General features: G+C 70.5%; 21 protein-coding genes. 11 read left to right on the top strand and 10 right to left on the bottom strand.

All coding sequences use genetic code 11. The features are described 5' to 3' along the window. Positions 1–131 precede the first annotated feature (131 nt). Positions 132–3,365 (bottom strand): NACHT domain-containing protein, encoded by a 3,234-nt coding sequence (locus ACFYNS_RS12050; protein WP_388602370.1) that lies wholly within the window; start codon positions 3,363–3,365, stop codon positions 132–134. A 130-nt stretch (positions 3,366–3,495) separates the two neighbouring features. On the opposite strand from ACFYNS_RS12050, the gene ACFYNS_RS12045 reads away from it, so the two are divergent. After that, positions 3,496–3,717, top strand: a complete 222-nt coding sequence (locus ACFYNS_RS12045) for a hypothetical protein (protein WP_360292945.1) — start codon at positions 3,496–3,498, stop codon at positions 3,715–3,717. A gap of 374 nt (positions 3,718–4,091) precedes the next feature. Here ACFYNS_RS12045 and ACFYNS_RS12040 read toward each other — a convergent pair whose 3' ends face one another. The 3 genes from ACFYNS_RS12040 to ACFYNS_RS12030 are packed head-to-tail and all read right to left on the bottom strand — an operon-like array spanning position 4,092 to position 5,833. Then, entirely contained in the window at positions 4,092–4,616 is a 525-nt protein-coding gene (locus ACFYNS_RS12040) for a hypothetical protein (RefSeq protein ID WP_388602368.1), read from the bottom strand. Further along, complete coding sequence (locus ACFYNS_RS12035; RefSeq protein ID WP_388602367.1) at positions 4,613–5,155, bottom strand: hypothetical protein; 543 nt, start codon at positions 5,153–5,155, stop codon at positions 4,613–4,615. Before ACFYNS_RS12035 ends, ACFYNS_RS12040 begins: the two co-directional genes overlap by 4 nt. Positions 5,156–5,176: 21 nt before the next feature. Further along, a complete protein-coding gene (locus tag ACFYNS_RS12030; RefSeq protein WP_388602365.1) occupies positions 5,177–5,833 on the bottom strand; it encodes a hypothetical protein in 657 nt (218 codons plus the stop codon). Between the two features lie 207 nt (positions 5,834–6,040). On the opposite strand from ACFYNS_RS12030, the gene ACFYNS_RS12025 reads away from it, so the two are divergent. Then, positions 6,041–6,502 (top strand): MarR family transcriptional regulator, encoded by a 462-nt coding sequence (locus tag ACFYNS_RS12025; RefSeq protein ID WP_360292933.1) that lies wholly within the window; start codon positions 6,041–6,043, stop codon positions 6,500–6,502. A 534-nt stretch (positions 6,503–7,036) separates the two neighbouring features. Here ACFYNS_RS12025 and ACFYNS_RS12020 read toward each other — a convergent pair. Then, the gene (locus tag ACFYNS_RS12020; RefSeq protein WP_388602362.1) at positions 7,037–7,723 is read right to left on the bottom strand and encodes a hypothetical protein; all 687 of its coding nucleotides are present in this window, start codon (positions 7,721–7,723) and stop codon (positions 7,037–7,039) included. A 63-nt stretch (positions 7,724–7,786) separates the two neighbouring features. Between ACFYNS_RS12020 and ACFYNS_RS12015 the strand changes: the two genes are divergently transcribed. Continuing rightward, a complete protein-coding gene (locus tag ACFYNS_RS12015; RefSeq protein WP_360292927.1) occupies positions 7,787–8,041 on the top strand; it encodes a hypothetical protein in 255 nt (84 codons plus the stop codon). 202 nt (positions 8,042–8,243) lie between these two features. Here ACFYNS_RS12015 and ACFYNS_RS12010 read toward each other — a convergent pair whose 3' ends face one another. Continuing rightward, positions 8,244–8,810 (bottom strand): Uma2 family endonuclease, encoded by a 567-nt coding sequence (locus tag ACFYNS_RS12010; RefSeq protein ID WP_360292924.1) that lies wholly within the window; start codon positions 8,808–8,810, stop codon positions 8,244–8,246. Between the two features lie 250 nt (positions 8,811–9,060). On the opposite strand from ACFYNS_RS12010, the gene ACFYNS_RS12005 reads away from it, so the two are divergent. After that, on the top strand, positions 9,061–11,082 hold the full coding sequence (locus ACFYNS_RS12005) for a thioredoxin domain-containing protein (protein WP_388602360.1): 2,022 nt from the start codon (positions 9,061–9,063) through the stop codon (positions 11,080–11,082). A gap of 190 nt (positions 11,083–11,272) precedes the next feature. On the opposite strand, the gene ACFYNS_RS12000 is transcribed toward ACFYNS_RS12005, so the two are convergent. Then, the gene (locus ACFYNS_RS12000; protein WP_360292918.1) at positions 11,273–11,926 is read right to left on the bottom strand and encodes a TetR family transcriptional regulator; all 654 of its coding nucleotides are present in this window, start codon (positions 11,924–11,926) and stop codon (positions 11,273–11,275) included. A 255-nt stretch (positions 11,927–12,181) separates the two neighbouring features. Here ACFYNS_RS12000 and ACFYNS_RS11995 point away from each other — a divergent pair, with 255 nt between their 5' ends. Together ACFYNS_RS11995 and ACFYNS_RS11990 are read left to right on the top strand one after the other, a co-directional pair. Beyond that, positions 12,182–13,393, top strand: coding sequence for a pyridoxal phosphate-dependent aminotransferase (locus ACFYNS_RS11995; protein ID WP_360292915.1), 1,212 nt, complete (start codon positions 12,182–12,184; stop codon positions 13,391–13,393). A gap of 96 nt (positions 13,394–13,489) precedes the next feature. Then, the gene (locus tag ACFYNS_RS11990; protein WP_388602358.1) at positions 13,490–13,903 is read left to right on the top strand and encodes a hypothetical protein; all 414 of its coding nucleotides are present in this window, start codon (positions 13,490–13,492) and stop codon (positions 13,901–13,903) included. 136 nt (positions 13,904–14,039) lie between these two features. Here ACFYNS_RS11990 and ACFYNS_RS11985 read toward each other — a convergent pair whose 3' ends face one another. Beyond that, positions 14,040–15,902, bottom strand: coding sequence for a phosphoenolpyruvate carboxykinase (GTP) (locus ACFYNS_RS11985; RefSeq protein WP_360298620.1), 1,863 nt, complete (start codon positions 15,900–15,902; stop codon positions 14,040–14,042). A 275-nt stretch (positions 15,903–16,177) separates the two neighbouring features. Between ACFYNS_RS11985 and ACFYNS_RS11980 the strand changes: the two genes are divergently transcribed. Then, on the top strand, positions 16,178–16,999 hold the full coding sequence (locus ACFYNS_RS11980; protein WP_360298617.1) for a hemolysin III family protein: 822 nt from the start codon (positions 16,178–16,180) through the stop codon (positions 16,997–16,999). A gap of 62 nt (positions 17,000–17,061) precedes the next feature. Then, positions 17,062–17,589: a Uma2 family endonuclease gene (locus ACFYNS_RS11975; protein ID WP_388602385.1), complete on the top strand. Its 528-nt coding sequence runs from the start codon at positions 17,062–17,064 to the stop codon at positions 17,587–17,589. Between the two features lie 3 nt (positions 17,590–17,592). On the opposite strand, the gene ACFYNS_RS11970 is transcribed toward ACFYNS_RS11975, so the two are convergent. After that, positions 17,593–19,188 (bottom strand): amidohydrolase family protein, encoded by a 1,596-nt coding sequence (locus tag ACFYNS_RS11970; protein ID WP_388602356.1) that lies wholly within the window; start codon positions 19,186–19,188, stop codon positions 17,593–17,595. Between the two features lie 13 nt (positions 19,189–19,201). After that, positions 19,202–20,515, bottom strand: a complete 1,314-nt coding sequence (locus tag ACFYNS_RS11965; protein WP_388602353.1) for an alanine racemase — start codon at positions 20,513–20,515, stop codon at positions 19,202–19,204. A 187-nt stretch (positions 20,516–20,702) separates the two neighbouring features. On the opposite strand from ACFYNS_RS11965, the gene ACFYNS_RS11960 reads away from it, so the two are divergent. Genes ACFYNS_RS11960 through ACFYNS_RS11950 form a run of 3 tightly spaced genes read left to right on the top strand, consistent with a single transcriptional unit; the run spans position 20,703 to position 23,142 of the window. Then, the gene (locus ACFYNS_RS11960) at positions 20,703–21,920 is read left to right on the top strand and encodes a sugar kinase (RefSeq protein ID WP_388602351.1); all 1,218 of its coding nucleotides are present in this window, start codon (positions 20,703–20,705) and stop codon (positions 21,918–21,920) included. Next, positions 21,917–22,732 carry an IclR family transcriptional regulator gene (locus tag ACFYNS_RS11955; RefSeq protein WP_360298603.1) on the top strand — a complete coding sequence of 272 codons (816 nt, stop codon included), beginning with the start codon at positions 21,917–21,919 and terminating at the stop codon, positions 22,730–22,732. Before ACFYNS_RS11960 ends, ACFYNS_RS11955 begins: the two co-directional genes overlap by 4 nt. Then, on the top strand, positions 22,729–23,142 hold the full coding sequence (locus tag ACFYNS_RS11950; protein ID WP_360298600.1) for a RidA family protein: 414 nt from the start codon (positions 22,729–22,731) through the stop codon (positions 23,140–23,142). The genes ACFYNS_RS11955 and ACFYNS_RS11950 overlap by 4 nt, the downstream gene beginning before the upstream one ends. Positions 23,143–23,248 lie beyond the last annotated feature (106 nt).

The raw sequence follows: 23,248 nt of genomic DNA, 5'->3' as shown, positions 1-23,248 counted from the left end.
CTTCTTCACCTGGGAAGTGCCTCCGACGGCGGCGGGAACAGGGATCTCGACAATCCACATTCTCGCTGGTCAGAGGCACTTTCTGCTTATGTGATCACCCATCGGACACCACGCCTCGTGAAAGCCGGAGGTTAACGGGCGTGGTCCATCCGCGTCAGAGCCTCGGCCGCCTGCACGCGGAGGTCACCGCTGATGGCGCTGTCGTCGGCGAAGTGGGCCAGCAGGGCCACACCGGCTTCGCGGTCCACTCGGGCCAGAACTTCGGCGGCCCATACGCGGGCGAACTCGAGGGGAGCGTCGGGGGTGAGACGGGCCAGCAGGAGATCGACTTCCCTGTCCTCACATCTGCGGACGGCGTTGCCAGCGCAGAGGGAGAGGTGCCGACGAGCTGCAGGCCATGCACGGCACACCTGGGCCAACTTCTTCGCTGCCTGTCTGCAGACGTCGTCGTTGAGGGTGGTGTCGCAGGTGAAGTGGGCCAGCAGAGCTGCGCCAGCTTTCCGGCCTGCCTCAATCAGAGCTTCGGCCGCATCCACGCGAGAGTCGTCGTCGAGGGTGGCGTCGGCGGCGAGGCGAGCCAGCAGAGCTGCACCATCTTCCCCGGCCTCGTTGGCCAGCGCTGCGAACGCCCGTCCGCGGACGTGCCAGTGGGTGGTGTCGCGGGCGAGGTTTGCCAGCAAGGCTGCTCCGGCTTTCCGGTCCACCTGGGCCAGAGCCTCGGCCGTTCGCACGCGGCCGTAGTCGTGCCGGGTGGTGTCGTGGGCGAGACGGGTCAGCAGAGCCGCACCGGCTTCTCGGTCCACCTGGGCCAGAGCCTCGGCCGCTCGCACGCGGAGGTCGCCGCTAAGAGCCCTGTCGCCGGCGAAGCGGGTCAGCAGAGCCGCGCCGGCTTCTCGGTCCAACTGGGCCAGAGCCTCGGCCGCTCGCAGGTGGCTGATGTCGGTTCGGGTGGTATCGCGGGCAAGGCCGATCAGCAGGGCCGCACCGGCTTTCCAGTCAATCTGGGCCAAAGCCTGGGCCGCTCGCATGCGGACGTCGCCCTCGTGGGTGAATTCGGCGCGGAGTGTGGTATCGAGGGCAAGGCTGGTCAACAGAGGCGCACTGGTTTCCGCGTCTACGTGGGCCAGAGCCTCGGCCGCCCACACACGGATGCCGCCGCTGAGGTCGGTGTCGCTGGCGAAGCGGGTCAGCAAGGGCGCAGCGGCTTCCCCGTCCAGCCAGGACAGAGCCTCGGCTGCCCGCATGTGGTCATGACCGTCGAGGGTGATGTCCTGGGCTAGGCGGATCAGCAGTGATGCACCTGCTTCCTTGTCGATCTGGGCCAGGCACGAGGCCGCAAGCACGCGGTCTTCGCCGTCGAATGTGGTGTTGGCGGCGCATTCGAGGAGCCGGGCAATGCCGGAGGTCCGGTCCATCAGGGCCAAATCCCTGGCCGCAATCGCGCGTGCGCCACCGTCGAATGTGGTGTTGGCGGCGCATTCGAGGAGCCGGGCAATGCCGGAGGTCCGGTCCACCTGGGCCAAAGCCCCGGCCGCAGTAACGCGGTCAATGTCCCAAAGAGTGGTGTCGTCCACGAAACGGGCCAGTTGGGCGAGGGTGGAACGGGGAGGGAGGGTGGTCCTTAGGTCCACCTGTGCGGTGAGGAAGCGGCAGGCTCCTTTTCCTCCATGCGCAGTCAGCTCCTCCAGGTACTGAGCGGTTTCGGTGGCGATGTGGTCTTGGGGCGAGAGAAGTCCATCGAGGAGGAAGCCGCGGTAGGAGTCGTCCCAGGTTTCGGGGGGTGGTCTAAGGCGGCCATTGGCTTGTCGACGGGACGCGAAGAGGCGGTGCAGGAGTCGGGTACGGGCCTTCTCGTCGCGGGTGGCGTGGCGCGCGGCGTGATACTCAAGGAGTGTCTGGTGGAGGAAGTCGAAGTCGTCCGCGCGCTGGGTCAGGACGCCGGTGGCCCGCAGGAGGTCGCCGAGGAATGAGTTCCAGAGATGCTGGTTCACTTTCCGAGGACGGGTGACCTGCAGGTGTGAGGCCAGCACTTCGATGGCGGGCGCGTCACTGCCGTTGATCTTTGCGTCGGCAAGTTGATCGATCAGATCGGGCAGATGGTCGCGTACCTGCAAAGCGGCCTGTTCGGCGGCCTGGTTGTCCCTGGGGATCTGATGGCGGTCCTTCAAACGGCGGATGGCCTCGTCATGAGTGTTCTTGATGTTCTTGTGAGCGTTCTGTTCGTACATTAGTTCGACGAATGACTGATAGGCCCCGGAACGGCCTTCAGGCAGTGGATGGGCGGGATCGGCTGCGTAGAGCTGGCAGAGAATGAGGGCCATCAGCGGGGTGCGGGCCAGGCCGTCCATACAAGAGCGCCTAAGTCCGGCCAAGAATGCTCTGGCATGGCGGACAGGGGCGTCCAGAGGACGGAACCAGCGCGCCGCGAAGACGAGTAGGTCGTCGTCCGAGAACGGCTTCAGTTCGTAGTGCGGCACGAGCTGACCCAGTGTGTCGAGTTCTGTTGCGGGCAGAGGACGAGTCGCTACGACGAACCGGTACGGTCCATTCCCGGCTGCGCCAGCAACCTTCGTCAGAACAGCGCTACGGGCGTCGGCGTCGGGAATCTCGTCGAGGCCGTCCACGAGCACCAGCCAGGACTTCCCGGCGCGCGGCGCGCGGCGGAAGAAGTCCGCGCTCAACTCGTCGAGCAGCCCGAATGGTCCCAGGTCGCCGTTTGTGGATTTGGCGAGGTCTGTGGGCAGTCGCTCATTTCCGGTCAGTGCGGCGGCTCTCACCATGACCGGGATCGTTTTGCGGGCCCTGTCGCCTAGCCTGTCATTGGCAGCGTCGGCGAGGTGAGCGCGGAGCAGCGTTGACTTGCCACCGCCGGGCCCACCCAGCAGTACGCAAATATCCTGGTCTGAAACAAAGATCTCGGCGGCGGGCCTCACACGGCCGATCCGGTTTCCTGGGGTGCGAGCCTGCTGGTGCACGTAGACATCGGCCAGCGTCGGCAGGCTCAGGGCGCCCAGAACACCTGTGTAGGGGTGCTGGCGTGTCGCCTTCTCGGCGGCTTCCAGGTACGCCTCCAGTTGAGTTGTGCCATGAGGTTCCGCCCGATCGCGCAGACGAAACAGCTCTTCTCTCTCCGTGCCGCTGATGCCCGCCGCGTTGAGGATTGCTCCGAGCGTAAAGGCCACTGGCGGCCCCTTCTCGGGGTTGAGCGCGTTGCTGACCGCCGCCTTACTGACCGACTCGCCGCTGAGCTGTGTCTGCCTGACGATGTCGGCTTGGCTCAGCCCCTCACGGGTCAGAACGGCCTTCAGCCGATCCTTCAGGTCCCTGTTGGCACCGTCGCGCCTTACCGGCCCCATCCTGGTCACCCTCTCCCCGCTTGGCCCTGTTGTTCATCCTTGTTCGCGTGAACCCGGTGAACGTGTCGTGCGCCGATTCTTTACTCGACCGGCCGACCGGTCCGTCTGAATCGGCACGATCGTTATGGAGGAACCGGAGATGACCATCGAACTGGCGGCAGCCAGCGGCCCTGCCCTGCTGGTGGCAGTCCTCGTACTGAGGCGGAAGGCCCATCCGAAGCCGAGGGGCATGGTTCGTGACGTCCGCGACCTGATCACCCTGCGAATGGTGCTGCGCGACGCCGAGCCCGCCCAACGCGCGAGCCTGCTGGCGGCACACCGCAAGTGGCGATGTGAGCTGGCCAGGAAGCCCCGAGACTGAAGCGTGTAGAGCAGCACGGGCGGGATCAGTGCGAGGCCCCGCTCGGAGTCTGGCCTATTCCTCGCCGTCATCGACGAGATCGGCGGCTTCCGAGTCGCGCAGCAAGCGCAGGCTCTCGACCGGCTGCGAGGCGGTGAAGCCTGGGAAAGTGGCCACCCTCGTGAGACGGAACTCCGATGTCACAGGGTGAGACTGGTCGCAGAGCACCAGGTCAACGGGCTCCCTCATGCCATGAGCTGAGAGACCGTAGACCAGGGCTCGCCTGTGACCGTGCCGGCCGGGCTCGCGAACACCTTGGCCATCGTCGCGGACAACACGGTGCATCTGGCTATCAACGCTGCCGCCCTGACGTGGTGTGGGTGACGGTGATGGCGTCAGCGGTTGACCTGGGCCATCAGCTCGCGGTTCGCGGCGCGGGCGGCTTCAAGGTCCACATCCCGTTCCGCGAGTTCGCCGCGCAGATCCAGAATCTGCTGTTCCAGCTCGGTGGTGCGGCGCGTGAGCGTCTCGACGTCAGCCGGGGCGCCGAGGCCGGAGGCTTCCCAGGCCGCCTGTCCCAGCGCCTCGGAGAGCCGCCGTTCGAGCCGGGTGATGTGCGCGGACAGACGGCTGTTGCGGGCCGTCAGATTCGCGACGTCGGCCAGCAGCGACTGGCGGCTGACCTGCGTCCCGGTCACCGTGCCGGGCGGCGGCTCGGAAGCGCGGGCGAGGACGGCCGCGTGCAGGTCGCCGTGCCGGTGGATCAGACTGCGGTGGACGCCGGCGGCGCGGGCAACGGAGGAGACGGTGATCTCCTCGCCGTCGGCGGCCAACTTGTCGAGAACCTTGAGGACACGGGTCCGTCGCCGGTCGGAGTCTGCTGCCCGCGCTCGGGCCAGGTGGTCCGGTGATGAGCTCATGCATCACGCTCCAGCCGCAGGTCCGGCTCGGGCGGGCGGACGCCGGGCATGCCCAGGGATCCAGCGCGGGTCTTGCGCAGGGTCCGCGTGGCCTCCGTGATCTGCTCGCGTTCGTCGTCCGTGAGTCCGTCGAGGTCGGTCTCGACGCGGTGGATCAGAGTGCGGATGCGCTTGATGTACTCCTCGGAGGGAGTCGCCTCGGTGCGGGCCCAAGCGTCCAAGTCGATTGCTGCGGCGAGGCGTTCGCGATCCCGGAGCAGCGTGTCGAGGTAGGTCCGCAGTTCCGGCAAGTACGACGGGTCGGTGCGGAAGTGGTCGCAGCCGACGCAGCGGAACCGGAACGGGCAGCCGTGGCCGCCGGCTTTGACGTTGTTCGGCTCGACGCAGATCCCGTAGGGGACGGACACCTGGCCGATCCGCAGGCGGGCGTGCTCGTGCTCCAGGAGCTGGCGAGCCTCGGTCCAGAGCCGGTTGCCGTGCCTGTCGAATTGGTGCGAGACGAGCTTGTCGACCGCGGACCGGGTCCGCTTCTCGGTCACCCGATAGTAGGTTTGTGTAGTTCACAACGATCTGTGACCCATGAGCTCACGGAGCACATCGGGCAGGGTTCCGGCGTCCGCGTGCCGTTGCGCGTAGGAGTGCCGGTAGGAGTAGGGCACGCCCTCCAGCTTGGGGAACTCGGTGCCATCGGCCAGCAGCAACGGGGGCATGGCGTTGACCCAACAGCGGTGGACGTTGCCGATGTGCTGCATCCGGAACGGCTGGGTGCCCTCGGAGTTCTGCCGGGGCCGCGGGAAGAGGACCAGCTCGGACAGCTCGGTGTCCGGGAAGCGGGCGCGGATGGCCTTCTTCTGCCGAACGATGATCTCTGCGGTGGAGTCCGGGATCGGCAGGCGGCAGCCGACCCGGTTGTTCTTGAAGTCGGTGTAGACGAGCACGGATTTGCCGTGCTCGTCGGTCTCCAAGCAGTCCCAGGGCAGGCACCCGATGTCGTCGGGACGCCGACCGGTGTCGACCAGGACCTCGATGGCGGCGCGCGCGTCGTCGCTGCCGTCACGGATCTGGTCGAGGGTGGGCAGCCGCTCGCAGAGCTGGTTGAGAATCTCCTTCGGCAGGGCTCTGCCCGGTCCTTCCTCAGTGACGACCGGGGGCATGTCGTGCCTTCGCAGCGCGAAGACGTCGGGCAGAGCGGCGAGGATCTCGCCGGGCCGGGTCAAGTGTGGTCCCGCCTCGTGGCTGCCGTCGGCCGGCGCGGCGCCCCTGGAGGGCCGATGCGCACGGTCACAGGCGGGTTCCTCACCTCGTGCTTTCGTGGTCGATTGACGCGCCGCTGCGCCAAGGTGTGGTCCGAACCGCTTACCGCAGACCAGGCACCGCGAAGCGGTCGATCAAGCATTTATATAAGTTCGCGATATGTTTACGGGGTGACTTCTATTCAGCGCTCCGGCCGCGGCACCGATCTGGACGTCGGTGACTTCACCCGGGCGATCGAGGACTTCAACCGCTACTACATCCGGCTTCCCGTGGTGCAGAAACTGCCGTTCACCACGCTGTCCGTGCTGGACACCCTCTCCCTGAGCGGCCCCAAGCGGCTCACCGAACTCGCCCGTGCCGAGCAGATCAGCCAGCCGGGGCTGACCCAGTTGGTCACCCGGCTCGAACACGACGGGCTCGTGGAGCGCCGTCGCGATCCGACGGACGGCCGCGCCGTCCTCGTCCACCTCACCGAGCGCGGCCGGCGGATCTGCCAGGCGCGGCACGAGGACCGCGGCCGCCATCTGCTCCCGCTGATCGGCCAACTGACCTCCGAGGAGCGGCAGTCGATCGCCGAGGCGCTGCCCGCCCTGGTCCGCCTCGCGGAACTCGGCCGCCAGGCCGACAAGTAGGAGCCGGGCCGTCCCGCCGACTGCGCCCGGCGTGAGGGAGGCCGACCGGTCGGGACGCAGGGGCGCGGCGGCGCGAGGTGCCCGTCCTGCTGTCGGTCGGTTACGCCTCGTGCTGTTGGTCTCACTGCACTTGGACAACAAGGCAGCTCTGACCTGGTGTGTTCACAGTGGATACTCGTATGGACACGTGCGATGAGGGACTGAACCACAGGGTAGATGCTTGGGCCCGGGAGCGACGGACGGCTTCGCCGGAGTGGGAGTCCGAGCAGTACGTCACCATCCGCCAGCCCCTGGAGGGCAGCTCCCCAGGCGTCGGCACCGAAGAGCAGGTGCGGTTCACGAGAGCGAATCTGCCGCGTGCGTGCCCCGTCAGGCCCGCGCACGCGGTGCCAGTTGGCCGGGGGAAAGACGTGTCGGTCCGTCTTGCGAGCCCCGGCAGGGCCGGCGTGCTACGGCATGGTTGCCAAGCGGAAGAAACGCCGCCTCGTCCGTTCCGACGACGCCTTCGTGCTCCGTCACCTCGGCTGCGCCTGGTTACTGGCCGGCGGTGTTCTGTTCGTCTGTGGCCGTGACCGTGGCGGGCTTCCCCTCCTGGACTTGCTGAAGACGCTTCAGTGTCGCGGCGAGCATGGCCTGCGCGCCTGAGGGGTCGCCGCCGGTGTTGCCGTCGATCTTCACGCGGATGTTGGCCTTGCCCGAGCGGCTGTACCCGTAGACGCTGTCCTCGCTGGCGCCCGGGTTGATCACGAGCGTGCTTTCTTCGCCCACGGACGGCTTGGTGGGCTGCTCCTTGCTCGTCTCGGTGCCCTTCCATGACATGTAGGCGTTGTGTGCGTCCTCGGCCGCGTCAAAGAGGCAGATGTCCACGGAGGCCATGTTGAGCGTGGAACCGTTGTATTCGTAGTCGGCGTTGCTGCCCAGCGCCCATCCCTTGGGGACGGAGTCCTCTTCCGTGGAGTTGCAGTACTCCCCTTCCTCCGTCACCGACTTGCCGTCGTGCGGGGAGTAACCGGGCAGCGTCTCACCCTCGCCCAGCAGCGCCTGGGTGATGGCTCCCTGGGGGAGGTTCTTCGTGATCGGTTTCGGGGCCGCCGAGGAGGCCGCCTTGTCACCGCCCGACGCGCCGGTGGCCGAAGTGGACTCACCGCCGTCGGAGGAGCAGGCGGCGAGCGCGGTCATCCCGACGAGGGCAGCAGCAAGCGAGAGTCGTACACGTGGCATGAGCACAGCCTAACCAGCAGTGATCACGAGGCAGCCAGCTCGCTTTCACCAGGCAGTTCTCGGGTGCAGTGGCGGTCGTCCTCGCGACGCCAGGGGCGGGGCGATGCGAGCCCGGTCAGAGACCCGCCGCAGCCGTACGCCGTCTGGTGGAAGGTCCGCGACCACGGACCGGACGCCGAGAAGGCCCACGACCTGCGTGGTCAGACCACGCCAGGGCGCGGACCACGGAGCCATGAGAGCACCAGGCATCGGGTTCAGCATATGTGGAGGTATGGATCGTCAAGGACGGCAAGGTCGTCGTCAGGGCGACGGGCATGAAGCGGGGGCGGCTCCCCACGCGGCTCGTCCCCGGCGAGAACGTACAGGTCGGCACCTGGTTGAAGCCGGGCATCTTCCCTCCGGACCGTCTACGACGGGTCCGTGCAGAGCTGGGGGCCGATGCCCAGAGGTCCCCGGTGGCGAACAGGTCTTAGCCCACAGGACATCGGAGGCGCCGAGGGCGCGGGCGATTCCTCGTTGCTCACAGGGCCCCAAGGTCGACCGTGACAGGGAACGGTGCGGTGGCCTTCACTGTGCCCGTGAACATCTCGCCGTCCCTGTAAGCCTTGGTGGCGGGATCGAGAACGTAGGTGTAGACGATCGGGACACCGGTGGCGGCCTGTTCGACCCGCCAGTAGAAGGGGATCCCGGCCTTGGCGTACTGGTCGACCTTCACGATCCGGTCGGTGGTCTCCGAGCCGGGCGACACGACCTCGACCACGAGGAGTACGTGCTCCGGACGGGTGGGCGTGAGGTCGATGGTCTCCGCCCGGTACACGATGACATCCGGACGGCGGTTGGTGAGAGGCACGTCCTGCAAGCGGACGTCGAAGTCCGTGTCGGCGTTCCAGTCCGGGCCCGCAGCGGCGTCCAGGGCATTGGCCAGGATCCGGGCCAGCCGGTTGTGCCGCTTGGAAGCGCTCGGGCTCACGACGACCATCCCGTCCACGATCTCAATGCCGGCGCACTGCTCCTCGGACCAGGAGTCGTACTGCTCCGCGCTGATCTGCGTGTGCATCCACGCGGGAGCGACCATCTCGGCGGTCATGGCGTACCTCCTTCGAGGATGTTCCGCAGGTCCGATGCTGCTCGAATCAGCCTACTGCCCCTTCCGGCAGGGACACCGGCTCTGGATCGGAGCGGAAGCTCACCGTCGGCAAGGCGACCTGGGGACAAATGGGGCGATCCGTATCGACCACGTGATGGCGCATGAGTACAGGTCGGCCAAGCGGGGCAGTCGGCTTGCGGGTCAAGCCGACTAGGGCGTGTCGACGCGGTGGCGTGAGAGGCTGGACCGTATGAACCGGTTGGCTGGCGTGACCTCGCCTTATCTGCTCCAGCACGCGGACAATCCGGTCGACTGGTGGCCCTGGTCGACGGAGGCTTTCGAGGAGGCGCGGCGGCGCGAGGTGCCCGTTCTGCTGTCGGTCGGATATGCGTCCTGCCACTGGTGCCATGTGATGGCGCGGGAGAGCTTCGAGGACGAGGCGACGGCGCGGCTGATGAACGAGGGCTTCGTCAGCGTGAAGGTGGACCGCGAGGAGCGCCCGGACGTGGACGCGGTCTACATGGAGGCCGTCCAGGCGGCGACCGGGCAGGGCGGCTGGCCGATGACGGTGTTCCTGACGCCGGACGCCGAACCGTTCTACTTCGGCACGTACTTCCCGCCGGAGCCGCGGCACGGCATGCCGTCCTTCCGGCAGATCCTGGAGGGCGTGCGCACCGCGTGGCAGGACCGGCACGACGAGGTCGCCGACGTCGCCTCCCGGATCAGTGCCGACCTGGCCGGACGGAGTATCCGGCTGGGCGCTCCGCGGCCCCCGGGCGCCGAGGAGATGGGTGCCGCGCTGCTCGGGCTGACCAAGGACTTCGACGCGCGGTGGGGCGGGTTCGGCGGCGCGCCGAAGTTCCCGCCGCCCATGGTGCTGGAGTTCCTGCTGCGGCACCACGCCCGCACCGGCTCCGAGGGCGCGCTGCAGATGGCCTCGGCGACGTGCGAGGCGATGGCCCGGGGCGGTATCCACGACCAGCTCGGCGGGGGGTTCGCCCGCTACTCCGTGGACGCGCAGTGGGTCGTCCCGCACTTCGAGAAGATGCTCTACGACAACGCGCTGCTGTGCCGGGTCTACGCCCATCTGTGGCGGGCCACCGGCTCGGAGCAGGCCCGCGACGTGGCCCTGCGGACGGCGGACTTCCTGGTCCGCGAGCTGGGCACCGCCGAGGGCGGCTTCGCCTCCGCGCTGGATGCAGACAGCGACGACGGGCACGGCGGCCATGCCGAGGGCGCCTACTACGTGTGGACCCCGGCGCAGCTCACCGCGGTGCTGGGCGAGGCGGACGGGGAACTGGCCGCCGAGTGCTTCCACGTCACCGAGGAGGGCACCTTCGAGGGCGGCGCCTCGGTGCTGCAACTCCCCGACCGGGAGACGCCGCTGCTGGACGCCGACCGCTTCGCGTCGGTCCGGCGCCGGCTGTTCGAGGCGCGTGCGCAGCGGCCCCGGCCCGCGCGTGACGACAAGGTCGTCACGGCCTGGAACGGTCTGGCCGTCGCGGCCCTGGCCGAGACCGGGGCCTGGTTCGGCCGGCCCGACCTGGTGGAGGCCGCCGCGCGCGCCGCCGCGCTGCTCGCCGAGGTGCACACCTCCGACGAGGGCCGGCGGCTGGTACGCACCTCGCGGGACGGGGTGCCGGGCAGCAGCGCCGGGGTGCTGGAGGACTACGGCGACGCGGCGGAGGGCTATCTGACGCTGTATGCGGTGACCGGCGAAGCGGAGTGGCTGACCCGTGCGGGCGCCCTGCTGGACACCGTGCTGGAGCGGTTCGCCGGTGCGGACGGCGCGCTCTTCGACACGGCCGACGACGCCGAGCAGTTGATCCGGCGCCCCCAGGACCCCACCGACAACGCCGTGCCCTCCGGATGGAACGCGGCGGCCGCCGCGCTGCTCACCTACGGCGCCTACACGGGGGAGCACCGCTACCGGGAGGCCGCCGAGCGCGCCCTGGGCGTCGTGCGCGAACTCGCCGCGCGGGCACCCCGCTTCCTGGGCTGGGGGCTGGCCGCGGGCGAGGCGCTGCTGGACGGGCCGCGGGAGGTCGCCGTGGTGGGGGAGGAGCCGGGCGGCGCGCTGCACCGGGCCGCCCTGCTGTCCGGTGCGCCCGGCGCGGTGGTGGCGGTGGGCGCACCGGGTGCCTCCGGCGTTCCGCTGCTGCGGGACCGGGGGCTGGTGGACGGGAACCCGGCCGCGTATGTGTGCCGCGGCTTCGTGTGCGCCGCACCGGTGACGGATCCCGAAGCGCTGGGCGCCGCACTCCGCGACTAGCCCGCCGCCCGGGTCGCCTGCTGCCCGGGTCGCCTGCTGCCGCCTAGCCTGCTGCCCGGGTCGCCTGCTGCCGCCAAGCCTGCTGCCCGGGTCGCCTGCCGCCGCCTCGCCTGCCGAACCTGCCGCCGGGCCGGGCGGCAGGGCCCCGGCGGTCGCGGGCCGCGCCTCGTCGGCCCCGGTCCCGCCCCCCCTACAGCGTCAGGCCGCGCTCCAGCACGCCCAGGGCGCGGGTGACCAGGGCGCGCAGGTCCTCCAGGGTGCCCACCGCGCCGGTGTCCGCCCAGGAGTACAGGGCCTCGGTGAGCGCGGCGAGCATGGCGCTGGTCACGATCCGCAGTTCGAGGTCGTCCTGGGCGCGTCCGGTGCGCTCGGCGAGGGAGCGCCGCAGCAGCCACGCGGTGTCGGCGGAGTGCTCGCTCATCCGGCCGCGCAGTGCGGGCACCTCGCGGATGAGGCGGATGCGCAGCATGGTCTCCTCGGCGTCGGCCCGGTAGATGCCCGTCAGTGAGGTGCACAGGGCTTCGCGCAGGGCGGCGACGGGCGGTTCTCCGGGCGGGCGCTGCCGCAGCGCCTCCTCCAGCAGCGGGTCGTACTCGTCGGTCAGGACGATGTCTTCCTTGGTGGGGAAGTAGCGGAAGACGGTGCTGGGGGAGACGTCCGCCTCCTCGGCGATCCGGTCCACCGGAGTGGTGTCGTAGCCCTGCTCCTCGAAGAGCCGGTACGCGGCCCGTCGGATGGCCTGGCGGGTCCGGATCTTCTTGCGCTCGCGCAGTCCCGGTCTGGCCGGAGGGACACAGGGGTCCACGGCGGTGTCGTCGTCGGCTTCTGCAGGTGCGGGGGCCATGGATCTCATTGTCATGCATCGTCCGCGGGCAGGGCCATGTCCCGGAAGCCGTCGGTGTCTTCGCGGTGCCGCGTGCGTCCGGTGGCTGTCAGTGAGGCGGTGGCCTGCGCGGCACCGTGCCACCCCGCCGGCGCCATTATGGCAGTGCATGTCGAATGGCAGTTACTGCCAATTCGGTGGGAAGGGGTGTTCGAGGGTCCCCGAGGTGAGGGAAAACATAGGGCGCCCGGTCAACACCGCCCGTAGGCTGACGTTATGCAGGTCATCCAGTCGACGAAGCTCGCCAACGTCTGTTACGAGATCCGGGGCCCGGTCCTGGAGGAGGCGACGCGGCTGGAGGCGGCAGGGCATCAGATCCTCAAGCTCAACACCGGCAACCCTGCCGCGTTCGGTTTCGACTGCCCGCCGGAGATCCTCGAGGACATGCTGCGCAATGTCGGGACGGCGCACGGCTACGGCGACGCCAAGGGCCTGCTCTCGGCGCGCCGGGCGGTGGCGCAGCACTACCAGACGCAGGGCATGGAGCTGTCCGTCGAGGACGTCTATCTGGGCAACGGGGTCTCGGAGCTCATCCAGATGTCGATGCAGGCGCTGCTGGACGACGGGGACGAGGTGCTGGTGCCGGCGCCCGACTACCCGCTGTGGACCGCGTCGGTCTCGCTGGCGGGCGGCACGGCGGTGCACTACCGCTGCGACGAGCAGTCCGACTGGATGCCCGACCTGGCGGATGTCGAGCGCAAGGTCACCGACCGCACCCGCGCGCTGGTCGTCATCAATCCGAACAACCCCACCGGCGCGGTCTATGACGAGGAGGTCCTGCGCGGCCTCACCGACATCGCCCGCCGCCACAACCTGGTGGTGTGCTCGGACGAGATCTACGACAAGATCCTCTACGACGGCGCCACCCACACCCCGACGACCCTGGTCGCACCCGACCTGATGACGCTGACCTTCAACGGTCTGTCCAAGTCCTACCGAGTCGCCGGGTACCGCAGCGGCTGGCTGGCGGTCTGCGGGCCCAAGGCGCACGCCACGAGCTACATCGAGGGCCTGACGGTGCTGGCCAACATGCGGTTGTGCGCGAACATGCCCGCGCAGCACGCGGTCGCCGCCGCGCTGGGCGGCCGGCAGTCGATCGAGGACCTGGTGCTGCCCGGGGGCCGGCTGTGCGAGCAGCGTGACGCGGCGTACGAGCTGCTGACCGACATCCCGGGTGTCAGCTGTGTACGGCCCAAGGGGGCGATCTACGCGTTTCCGCGGCTCGACCCCAAGGTGTACAAGGTCAAGGACGACCGGCAGATGGTGATCGACCTGCTGCGCGCCGAGAAGATCATGATCGTGCACGGCACCGGGTTCAACTGGCCCGAGCCCGATCACTTCCGGATCGTCAATCTGCCGAGTGTGACGGAACTGCGCGATGCCGTGACCAGGATCGGTCGCTTCCTGGATGGATACAGTCAGCCGTGACCGAGTGTGACCGTTCCCGGCGAGTTCGATGAACGAAGGACAAATTTAGACGCTGTCCAAGTTAGGATGGCCTTCTGGAGTATCAGGAGGCCATCCATGTACGAACCGATCCGCACCAAATCGGTCCACACCGCGGCCGAGGGCACCCGGTCCGGCCTGCCGCGGCGCACCCGCGAGGAGGAGCTGGACATCCGCCTGGCCGGACATCTGACCGCGCTGCTCACGGTCACGGACGAGCTGCGGGTCCTGACGCCGTCCTCCGCGCTGGACACCGCCGCCGCGCAACTCGCCACCCACGCGGCCCGGCTCTCCGGCGGCCGCGCTCCGCTGCGGGCCGCCCCGTCCGCAGCGCGGGCCGAGGCCGGTCATGTGGCCTCCCTGCACGCCCGGGCCGGCACCCTGGCGGGGAACGCCCTCGCCGTCGCCACCTCCCGCGGCGACGAGGAGATCACCGCACTGGTGACCGAACGCCTGGCGGCCCACACCGCGGCGGAGGCCCTCCCGGCGTAGCCGGCCCCGCCCCTGCCGCTTCCCCCCTGCCCCCGGCCCCGGCCCGGGGTGCGGAGCATCCCGGGCCGGGGCCGAAGGGGGCCCGGGCCGCCTGGGCGGCCCGGGTGCGGCGCACCCCGGCCGCCCACGCGCGGGATCAGCCCAGGCGCTCCACCAGGGAGCGGTACTCGTCCCAGAGCGCCTTGGGGGTGTGCTCGCCGAAGGTGTTCAGGTGCTCGGGGACAAGCGCCGCCTCGTCCCGCCAGACCTCCTTGTCGACGGCGAGGACGAAGTCGAGCTCGGCGTCCGAGAGCCCGAGCCCCTCGGTGTCCAGGTCCTCCTTGTGCGGCAGGATGCCGATGGGCGTCTCGACCCCCTCGATCTCGCCGTTCAGCCGCTGGACGATCCACTTGAGCACCCGGCCGTTCTCGCCGAAGCCGGGCCAGACGAACTTGCCGTCCGCGTCCTTCTTGAACCAGTTCACGTAGTAGATCTTCGGCAGCTTGGCGGGGTCGGCGTTCTCCCCGACCTCCAGCCAGTGGGCGAAGTAGTCGCCCATGTTGTAGCCGCAGAAGGGCAGCATCGCGAACGGGTCGCGGCGCAGCTCGCCGACCTTGCCCTCGGCTGCCGCGGTCTTCTCGCTGGCGACGTTGGCGCCGAGGAAGACGCCGTGCTGCCAGTCGAAGGACTCGGTCACCAGCGGCACCGCGGTGGCCCGCCGGCCGCCGAAGAGGATGGCCGAGATCGGCACGCCGCGCGGGTCCTCCCACTCCGGGGCGATGATCGGGCACTGCCCGGCCGGGACGGTGAACCGCGCGTTGGGGTGCGCGGCGGGGGTGCCCGACTCCGGCGTCCAGTCGTTGCCCTTCCAGTCGGTGAGGTGGGCGGGCGGCTCGTCGGTCATGCCCTCCCACCACACGTCGTTGTCGTCGGTGAGCGCGACGTTGGTGAAGACCGCGTTGCCCCACAGGGTCTTCATGGCGTTCGCGTTGGTGTCCTCGCCGGTGCCGGGGGCGACACCGAAGAAGCCGGCCTCCGGGTTGATGGCGTAGAGGCGGCCGTCCTCCCCGAACCGCATCCAGGCGATGTCGTCACCGATCGTCTCCACGGTCCACCCGGGGACGGTGGGCTGGAGCATGGCCAGGTTGGTCTTGCCGCAGGCGGACGGGAAGGCGGCGGCGACATACGTGGACTCGCCGCGCGGCGGTGTCAGCTTGAGCACCAGCATGTGCTCGGCCAGCCAGCCCTCGTCACGTGCCATCACCGAGGCGATGCGCAGCGCGTAGCACTTCTTGCCGAGCAGCGCGTTCCCGCCGTAGCCGGAGCCGTAGGACCAGATCTCGCGGGTCTCCGGGAAGTGGGAGATGTACTTCGTCGTGTTGCACGGCCACGGCACGTCCGCCTCGCCCGGCGCCAGCGGGGCGCCCACGGTGTGCACGGCCTTGACGAAGAAGCCGTCCTCGCCCAGCTCGTCCAGCACGGGCTGTCCCATGCGGGTCATCGTGCGCATGGAGGCGGCGACGTACGCCGAGTCGGTGATCTCCACGCCGAGCGCGGAGAGCGGGGACCCCAGCGGGCCCATGCAGAACGGGACGACGTACATCGTGCGGCCGCGCATCGCGCCGCGGAAGAGGCCCTGCTCCCCGGCGAAGACCTCCTTCATCTCCGCGGGGGCCTTCCAGTGGTTCGTGGGGCCCGCGTCCGCCTCCTTCTCGGAGCAGATGAAGGTGCGGTCCTCGACCCGGGCGACGTCCGACGGGTCGGACGCGGCGTAGTAGGAGTTGGGGCGTTTGACCGGGTCGAGTTTCCGGAACGTGCCCTTGTCGACCAGCTCTTCGCACAGGCGCTCGTACTCGGCCTCGGAGCCGTCGCACCAGACGACGCGGTCGGGCCGGGTCAGCTCGGCGATCCCGTCGACCCAGGAGAGCAGTTCCTGGTGGCGGGTGGGGGCGTCCCCGGGTTTCGAGGTGGACGGGTCGGACGGGGTCGAGGTGAGGGGAGCCGCAGAACTGCGCGCCACGATCGCTCCAGACGTTGAGGGTTGGGTACCTACTGCCAGCGCGCCCCTTGGGGGCCGCGACCCGGATGCTTTCGTGGCAATATGTCTTTCGCTCATCCGGTGCCGCTTGTGCTCATCTGATCATGCGGTGCGAAGGCTTCGTCTGTCCAGACGGGGGGCGTGTGGCTGTCGACACGTAGGGTTCTCCCCTGTGCCACACAGGGTCATACTCGCTGTCCACGGGCCGTAACCTACGGAGGCGTAGGTCGTGAAGGTGTCGTGGGTACGATGTCCTGATGACTGACTCCGCGTCCCCGTCCCCGGAGCCCGCCGCTGTGATCTCCCCGCCTCCCGGAGCCTCGTCGTCCCCCGAAGCGCCCTCCACCGCGGCCTCTTCTCCCTCTTCCGCTCCTTCTTCCGCGTCCTCCTCCGCGCACTTCTCCGCCGCCAGGCTGTCCGCGTCGGCGCACTCGGCGGCCCAGGTCATCAAGCCCAAGCTGCGCGGCTGGCTGCACCTGGGCATGTTCCCCGCCGTGCTGATCTCCGGCATGTTCCTGACCGCGCTCGCCGACAGCATGCGCGGCCGGGTCGCCTGCGCCGTCTACACGCTGTCGGCCTGCCTGCTGTTCGGAGTCAGCGCGCTCTACCACCGCGGCGACTGGAGCCCCCGGGTCAACGCCATCCTGCGGCGCCTCGACCACGCCAACATCTTCCTGATCATCGCCGGCACCTACACCCCGCTGACGATCCTGCTGCTGCCCGACGGACGGCGCGATCTGCTGCTGTGGGGCATCTGGATAGCGGCGGGCCTCGGGATCGCCTTCCGCGTCTTCTGGGTCGGCGCCCCCCGCTGGCTCTACACCCCCTGCTACATCGCCATGGGCTGGGCCGCGGTCTTCTTCCTGCCCGAGTTCATGCGGCAGGGCGGCATCGCGGTGATGGTGTGCGTCGTCGTCGGCGGCCTGCTCTACAGCGCGGGCGGCGTCATCTACGGCATCAAGCGCCCGAACCCCTCACCCCGCTGGTTCGGCTTCCACGAGGTCTTCCACTCCTTCACCCTGGCCGCCTTCATCGTCCACTACGTGGGCATCTCGCTGGTCGCCTACCAGCACGCGTAGTCCCCACGAGGACGGCGGAGATCACGCATAATGGGCGCAGGAGGTGAGCGGCCGTGACAGTCATGGATGACCTGCTGGAGCGCGGAGCCGTCCCCGAGGGCTACAAGGTCGAGATCTTCGACGGGGAAGTGATCATGACTCCGCGGAGTCCGGAGCAGTTCTGGACCGTCTCCGAGGTGCGTTCGGCTGTCCGGAGAGCGGCCATCTCTCGGGAGCGTGTCTTCAGCGATGTCCTGGTCAGGTTCCCCGGCGAGAACGACGCGGCGCCCGATCTCACGATCCTCGCTGAGGGTGCGGAGCGTCGCGGCAACAGCTACAACTGCGTCGAGGTTCTCGCTGTTCTCGAAGTGCCGTCCAGGCCCGATGACGGGAAAGACTACGTCCGCAACGTCGCCAAGTACGCGCGATTCGGGATCGACCTCTACCTGATCGCCTACCCTTTCAAGCAGCTCTGCACTGTGATGACGGAGCCGTACGCGACCGGGTACGGCAAAGTCAAGGAGGTCCCGTACGGAGGGCCCCTCACGCTGACGCTCGTCACCGGTGAGCGGATCGAGATCGACACCTCCGACTTCCCCGTGCGGACGTAACCCTCACCCCGCCCGCCGTACCGCCCGTCCGGCGAGGACATCCGTGCGGCGGCCGTCCGCGATGACCGGCTGCCCGGCGACGAGGACGTGCGGGATGCCGGCCGGCAGGGAGCGCGGCGCCTCGAAGGTGGCCGTGGCCGCGACCGTGTCCGGGTCGAAGAGCACCAGGTCAGCGCGGTGGCCCTCGCGGACCACGCCGCGGTCGGGCAGGCGGAGGCGGGCGGCCGGGCGGCCGGTGAGGTGGGCGACGCACTCCTCCAGCGAGAGGACGCCCAACTCGCGCACGTAGTGCCCCAGGTAGTGCGGGAAGGTGCCGTAAGCCCGCGGATGCGGCTTGGCGCCCTGCAGGATGCCGTCGCTGCCGCCGGTGTGCACCCGGTGCTGCATGATCGCCCGGACGTTCTCCTCGTGGCCGACGTGCTGCAGGATCGTCGAGCCGAGCCGGTCCTCGACCAGCAGCCGCAGCGCCGTCTCCCACGGCTCCCGGCCGTGCAGCGCGGCGGATTCGGCGACGGTGCGGCCCACGTGGTCGGCCAGCGCCGGGTTGCCGACGCCCGAGATCTCGATCGTGTCCCACTCGATCGGCACCCCGTGGCAGCCGTCGGCGCCCTCCACCTCCATCACGTGCCGGATGCGGGCCGCCGTCGCCGGGTCGGCCAGCCGCGCCGCCGTCGCCTCCGGGCCGCCCTCGTTGGCCCAGCTCGGCAGCATCGCGGCCAGCGTGGTGCAGCCGGGCGTGTAGGGGTAGGTGTCGAGTGTGATGTCGGCGCCGTCCGCGAGTGCCTCGTCGAGGAGGGCCAGCAGCTCCGGGGCCCGCCCCCGGTTGACGCCGAAGTTCATGGTGGCGTGGGCGAGGTGCAGCGGGCACCCGGCCTCGCGGGTGAGCGCCACCATCTCCGCGTACGCCTCCAGCGCGCCGGCGCCGTAGGAGCGGTGGTGCGGGCAGTAGTAGCCGCCGTGGGCCGCCACCACCCGGCACAACTCGGTCAGCTCGGCGTCCGAGGCGTACATGCCGGGGGTGTAGGTCAGGCCGGACGACATACCCATCGCGCCCTCGGCCATCCCCTGGGCGACCAGGCGCCGCATGGCCGCCAGTTCGTCCGCGGTGGCCGGGCGGTCCTCCCAGCCGGCGGTCAGCATCCGGACGCTGCCCTGCGGGATCAGATACGCCGCGTTGACTGCCGTGCCCTGGCGGTCGATGCGGTCCAGATAGCCGCCGACCGTGCGCCAGTCGAAGTCGATGTCGCTGCCGTCGCCGTTCCAGCCGGTGATCGCCTCCCGGATCGCCGCGAGGGTGGTGTCGTCGGTGGGCGCGTAGGACAGCCCGTCCTGGCCGAGCACCTCCAGGGTGACTCCCTGGGCGGCCTTCGCGGTGTGCTCCGGGTCGCGCAGGATCGCCAGGTCGGAGTGGGCGTGCATGTCGATGAAGCCCGGCGCCAGCGCGAGTCCGTCGGCGTCCAGGGTGCGGGCGCCGTGCAGCCGCGGTCCGCCTTCCGGGGAGATCCGTGCGATGCGTCCCCCGCTCAGGGCGACGTCCGCGCGGTAGGAGGGGGCGCCGGAGCCGTCGACGACGCGGGCGCCGCGGATGACCGTGTCCATGGGGTCACCGGCCTCAGAAGAAGGTGCGGATCAGGTCGGTGACCGTGCCGTCGGCGTCGACGACGGGGATCGCCTGCCACTTGTCGAAGATGGTGCAGGGGTGGGACATCCCCAGGCCCACCCACTCGCCCACCTCCAGCGCTGTGCCCTCCTCGACCCGCACCCGCGCGTGCTGGTCGTTGAGCCCGGTGACGGCGAGCCCGGTGGCGGGGCGCACCGTGCCGTCGGTGCCGCGTACCGCGTGCGGCTGCGGGAGTTCCAGGTCGTAGGCGGCGTCCCGCTTGCCCGCGTTGAGGAACGCCTGCCCGGCCTCGGGCCGGGAGACGACCTGGGTCCACAGCGTGAAGGCGGCCTGGAGGGCCCCTTCGTCGGGGTGCCGGTTGAACGGGGTCAACCGGTGGTAGTGGCCGTCGTCGTGGGAGACGTAGGCGCCCGAGCGCAGCAGCTTCAGCACGGGCGCGGACAGCTCGGGCAGCTGCTCGAAGGCGTCGGCGACCGCGTCGAACCACGCGCTGCCGCCCGCGCTGACCACGATCTCCTCGGCCCCCGCGAAGTGGCCCGCCGCGTCCAGCGCCGCGGTGACCTCGGCCAGCTGCCGCAGCCAGCCGCGCACCGCGGCGAGGTCGGCGTCGGGCACCTCGCCCTCGTACCCGGCGACGCCCACCAGCCGCAGCGTTCCGGTCGCGGCGACCGCCTCGGCGACCGCGGCGCACTCGGCCTGGGTGCGGGCTCCGGTGCGCGCCCCCGCGCCGGCGCCGAGCTCCACCACGACCTCGACCGGGCGCCGGGCCCCGGCGGCGCGCAGGGCCGCGTCCATCAGCGCGACGCCCTGCGGGGAGTCGACGTAGCAGACGAGCCGGAAGTCCGGATCGGCGTCCAGCTCGGCGGCCAGCCACCGCAGCGCCGCCGCGTCCACCAGCTCGTTGGCGAGGAAGATCCGCGGTGCTCCGTAGGCGCGGGCCACCCGCACCTGGTGCGGGACGGCCAGCGTGATGCCCCAGGCGCCGTGCTGGAGCTGGCGGGCGAAGAGCTGCGGTGCCATGGAGGTCTTGCCGTGCGGGGCGAAGGCGAGGCCGTGGCGCGCGGTGTAGTCGGCGAGCGCGGTGAGGTTGTGCTCCAGGCGCTCCGCGGAGAGGGCGAGGACCGGGGTGGTGAAGCCGCCGGTGAACAGGGAGCGGCGTTCGGCGGCCAGTTCGCCGAGGGTGCAGTCGGCGGCGTTCGGGGGCAGCCCCTTGAAGCGGTGGTCGGCGGGCTCGTCCGCGAGGCGGGCGGCCGTGGCGACGGCCCGGGACGCGGTGGATCCGGGGGAGGGGACGGGGGCTGCCATGCGGTCTCCCTGTGCTCGCGGTGTTGCATATCTTGCAACGGCCATTGCGTATGACGCTTGTTGCTGTCTAGCATCCCGCCGAACAGCCGGTCAATGGAGCCGAGGGTCGCACAGCCCCTCCCGCACAACCCCTCCCGCACCGGCCCGGCCGCCCGGCGAGACCCCGCAGCGAGGAGCAGATCCCATCGTGACCACCACCGCCGACATCGACGTCGTCTGCCTGGGCGAGTCCATGGTCACGTTCCTGCCCTCCCGCCCCGGCCCGCTCGCCGACGTGCCCGCCTTCGACCGCGCGATCGGCGGCGCAGAGTCCAACGTCGCCTGCACCCTCGCCCGCGCCGGGCACCGCGCCCGCTGGGTGAGCCGGGTCGGCGCGGACGGCTTCGGCGACCATCTGGTCCGCACCATCGCCGGATACGGGGTGGACACCTCCGCCGTCGAGCGCGATCCGGAGCGGCCCACCGGCATCTACTTCCGCACGGACGGCGAACGCCCCACCGCCGCCCCGGACCCCGCCGCCCCGGGCCCCGCCGCGTCCGGCGACGCCACATCGGTGCCCGGCGCCGCCGAACTGTCCGAAGTGCTCTACTACCGCGCCGGGTCCGCCGCCTCCGCCATGTCCCCGGCCACCGTCCCGCCGCAGGCCGTCCGCGCCGGGCGGGTGCTGCACCTGACCGGGATCACCGCGGCCCTCTCCGCCGACTGCCTGGCCCTGCTGCGCGCCCTGACCGCGGACCGCGAGCCGACCGCGGACCGCGACCCGGCGGCAGAGCGCGCCCCGACCGGGAAGGGCACCCCGACCGGTACGGATGCCGCGCACCGGCCGCTGGTGTCCTTCGACGTCAACTACCGCGTCGGCCTGTGGCACACCGCGGCGGAGTCCGGCGCCGAGGTGCTGCTCGAACTCGCCCGGCGCAGCGACCTCGTCTTCGTCGGCGAGGACGAGGCGGCCGCCGCATGGGGCGTCACCGGCGGACCCGGCGCGGTACGCGAACTGCTGCGCGAGCCCGCCGTGCTCGTCGTCAAGCAGGGCGCGCGCGGGGCCACCGCGTTCGTCGGCGACGAACCGGGCGTCTTCGCGCCCGCGCTGGAGGTGGACGTGCTCTCCCCGGTCGGCGCCGGCGACGCCTTCGCCGCGGGCTTCCTGGCCGGAACCCTGCGCGGGCTGCCGGTACGCGACCGGGTCCGGCACGGGCACCTGATGGCCGCGGCGGCGCTCACCGACGCCGGCGACCTGGCCGCGCCGCCCGACCGCGCCGCCGCCGACCGGCTGGTGGCACTGGACGAGGAGAGGTGGGGGAGACTGCGGCTGGGCCCCGGCTGGACGGCGAGCGGGCCCCAGTCCGCAGCCGCCGGACGGCCCGACAGCCCCGGCGCACAGGAGCCGGAGGTGCGTTCCGCATGAGTCAGACCGTCGACCGGGCACTGAGCATTCTGCCGCTGCTCGCCGAAGGGCCCGCCAATCTGGAGCAGGTCGCCGCCCGGCTGGAGGTGCACAAGTCCACGGCGCTGCGGCTGCTGCGCACCCTGCACGAGCACGGCATCGTCTACCGCCAGCCCGACCAGCGCTACCGCCTCGGCACGCGGCTGTTCGCGCTCGCCCAGCAGGCCATGGAGAACCTCGACATCCGCGAGATCGCCCACCCCTACCTGGCCGAACTCAACGCGGCCTGCGGGCACACCGTGCACCTCGCCGTCCACGAGGAGGACGAGGTCCTCTACATCGACAAGGTCGAGAGCCGCTACCCGGTGCGGATGTACTCGCGCATCGGCAAGCCCGTCGCGCCCACCGTGGCCGCCGTGGCCAAGCTGCTGCTCGCCGACCTTCCGGAGCCCGAGCGGCGCGCCGTCGCCGAACGGCTCGACTACCCCCGCTACACGTCCCGTTCGACGCCCGACGCCGCCGCGTTCCTCGCGGAGCTGGCCGCGGTGCGCGAACAGGGCTGGGCCACCGACCTCGGAGGCCACGAGGAGTCCATCAACTGCGTCGCGGCACCCATCCGCGGTGCCGAGGGGCGGGTAGTGGCGGCCATGTCGGTCTCCGCGCCGAACGTCGTCGTCTCCGCCGACGAACTCCTCGCCCTGCTGCCCCGCGTCCGGCGGACGGCCGAGGCCGTCAGCGCCGAGTACACGGGGCAGTCGCCCCATCTGCGGCCCCAGCCGGAGCCGCAGCACCAACCGTCCGCGCAACCGAGCAGCAAGAGAGCCGCACCATGAGCGAGAAGCTTGCCAAGACCGCCCTCACCCCGGCCACGCACACCACGCCGCCCGCGAAGTTCTCGCACGGCGTGCGCAAGGGGAACCTCCTCCAGGTCGCCGGACAGGTCGGGTTCGGCCCGGCCGCCGAGGGAGCGGCCCCGACGCCCGTCGGCCCGGGGCTGCGCGAGCAGACCCTGCAGACGCTCGCCAACGTGGCGGCCGTCCTCACCGAGGGCGGCGCCGGTTGGGAGGACGCGATGATGATCCGCGTCTACCTGACGGACACCGCGCACTTCGCGGAGTTCAACGAGATCTACAACGAGTACTTCGCCTCCCTCCAGGAGGCTCCCGCGGCCCGCACCACCGTCTACGTCGGGCTGCCCGCCGGACTGCTGGTCGAGATCGACGCTCTCGCCGTCCTGGGCTGATCCCCGCCCCGCCGGGCTCCACCCCCCACCCCGGCGCTTCCGGCTCCTTCGCTTCCCCCCTCCTTCCCTCCCCGTTCCGGGGGCCGTGCGCCTCCGGTTCCCCGCG

This window comes from Streptomyces sp. NPDC006925, from assembly GCF_042869575.1.
In the GTDB taxonomy this organism is placed as follows: domain Bacteria; phylum Actinomycetota; class Actinomycetes; order Streptomycetales; family Streptomycetaceae; genus Streptomyces.
This window is presented reverse-complemented; position numbering and strand designations above follow the sequence as displayed.

Excerpts from the sequence above, each read along its gene's own strand:
- ACFYNS_RS11955 (WP_360298603.1), top strand. The coding sequence starts at position 21,917 with ATGAGTCAGACCGTCGACCGGGCACTGAGCATTCTGCCGCTGCTCGCC.
- ACFYNS_RS11990 (WP_388602358.1), top strand. The coding sequence starts at position 13,490 with ATGTACGAACCGATCCGCACCAAATCGGTCCACACCGCGGCCGAGGGC.
- ACFYNS_RS11965 (WP_388602353.1), bottom strand. The coding sequence starts at position 20,515 with ATGGCAGCCCCCGTCCCCTCCCCCGGATCCACCGCGTCCCGGGCCGTC.
- ACFYNS_RS12045 (WP_360292945.1), top strand. The coding sequence starts at position 3,496 with ATGACCATCGAACTGGCGGCAGCCAGCGGCCCTGCCCTGCTGGTGGCA.
- ACFYNS_RS11975 (WP_388602385.1), top strand. The coding sequence starts at position 17,062 with ATGGATGACCTGCTGGAGCGCGGAGCCGTCCCCGAGGGCTACAAGGTC.
- ACFYNS_RS11980 (WP_360298617.1), top strand. The coding sequence starts at position 16,178 with ATGACTGACTCCGCGTCCCCGTCCCCGGAGCCCGCCGCTGTGATCTCC.
- ACFYNS_RS12000 (WP_360292918.1), bottom strand. The coding sequence starts at position 11,926 with ATGGCCCCCGCACCTGCAGAAGCCGACGACGACACCGCCGTGGACCCC.
- ACFYNS_RS12005 (WP_388602360.1), top strand. The coding sequence starts at position 9,061 with ATGAACCGGTTGGCTGGCGTGACCTCGCCTTATCTGCTCCAGCACGCG.
- ACFYNS_RS12010 (WP_360292924.1), bottom strand. The coding sequence starts at position 8,810 with ATGACCGCCGAGATGGTCGCTCCCGCGTGGATGCACACGCAGATCAGC.
- ACFYNS_RS11950 (WP_360298600.1), top strand. The coding sequence starts at position 22,729 with ATGAGCGAGAAGCTTGCCAAGACCGCCCTCACCCCGGCCACGCACACC.
- ACFYNS_RS12020 (WP_388602362.1), bottom strand. The coding sequence starts at position 7,723 with ATGCCACGTGTACGACTCTCGCTTGCTGCTGCCCTCGTCGGGATGACC.
- ACFYNS_RS11995 (WP_360292915.1), top strand. The coding sequence starts at position 12,182 with ATGCAGGTCATCCAGTCGACGAAGCTCGCCAACGTCTGTTACGAGATC.
- ACFYNS_RS12040 (WP_388602368.1), bottom strand. The coding sequence starts at position 4,616 with ATGAGCTCATCACCGGACCACCTGGCCCGAGCGCGGGCAGCAGACTCC.
- ACFYNS_RS11970 (WP_388602356.1), bottom strand. The coding sequence starts at position 19,188 with ATGGACACGGTCATCCGCGGCGCCCGCGTCGTCGACGGCTCCGGCGCC.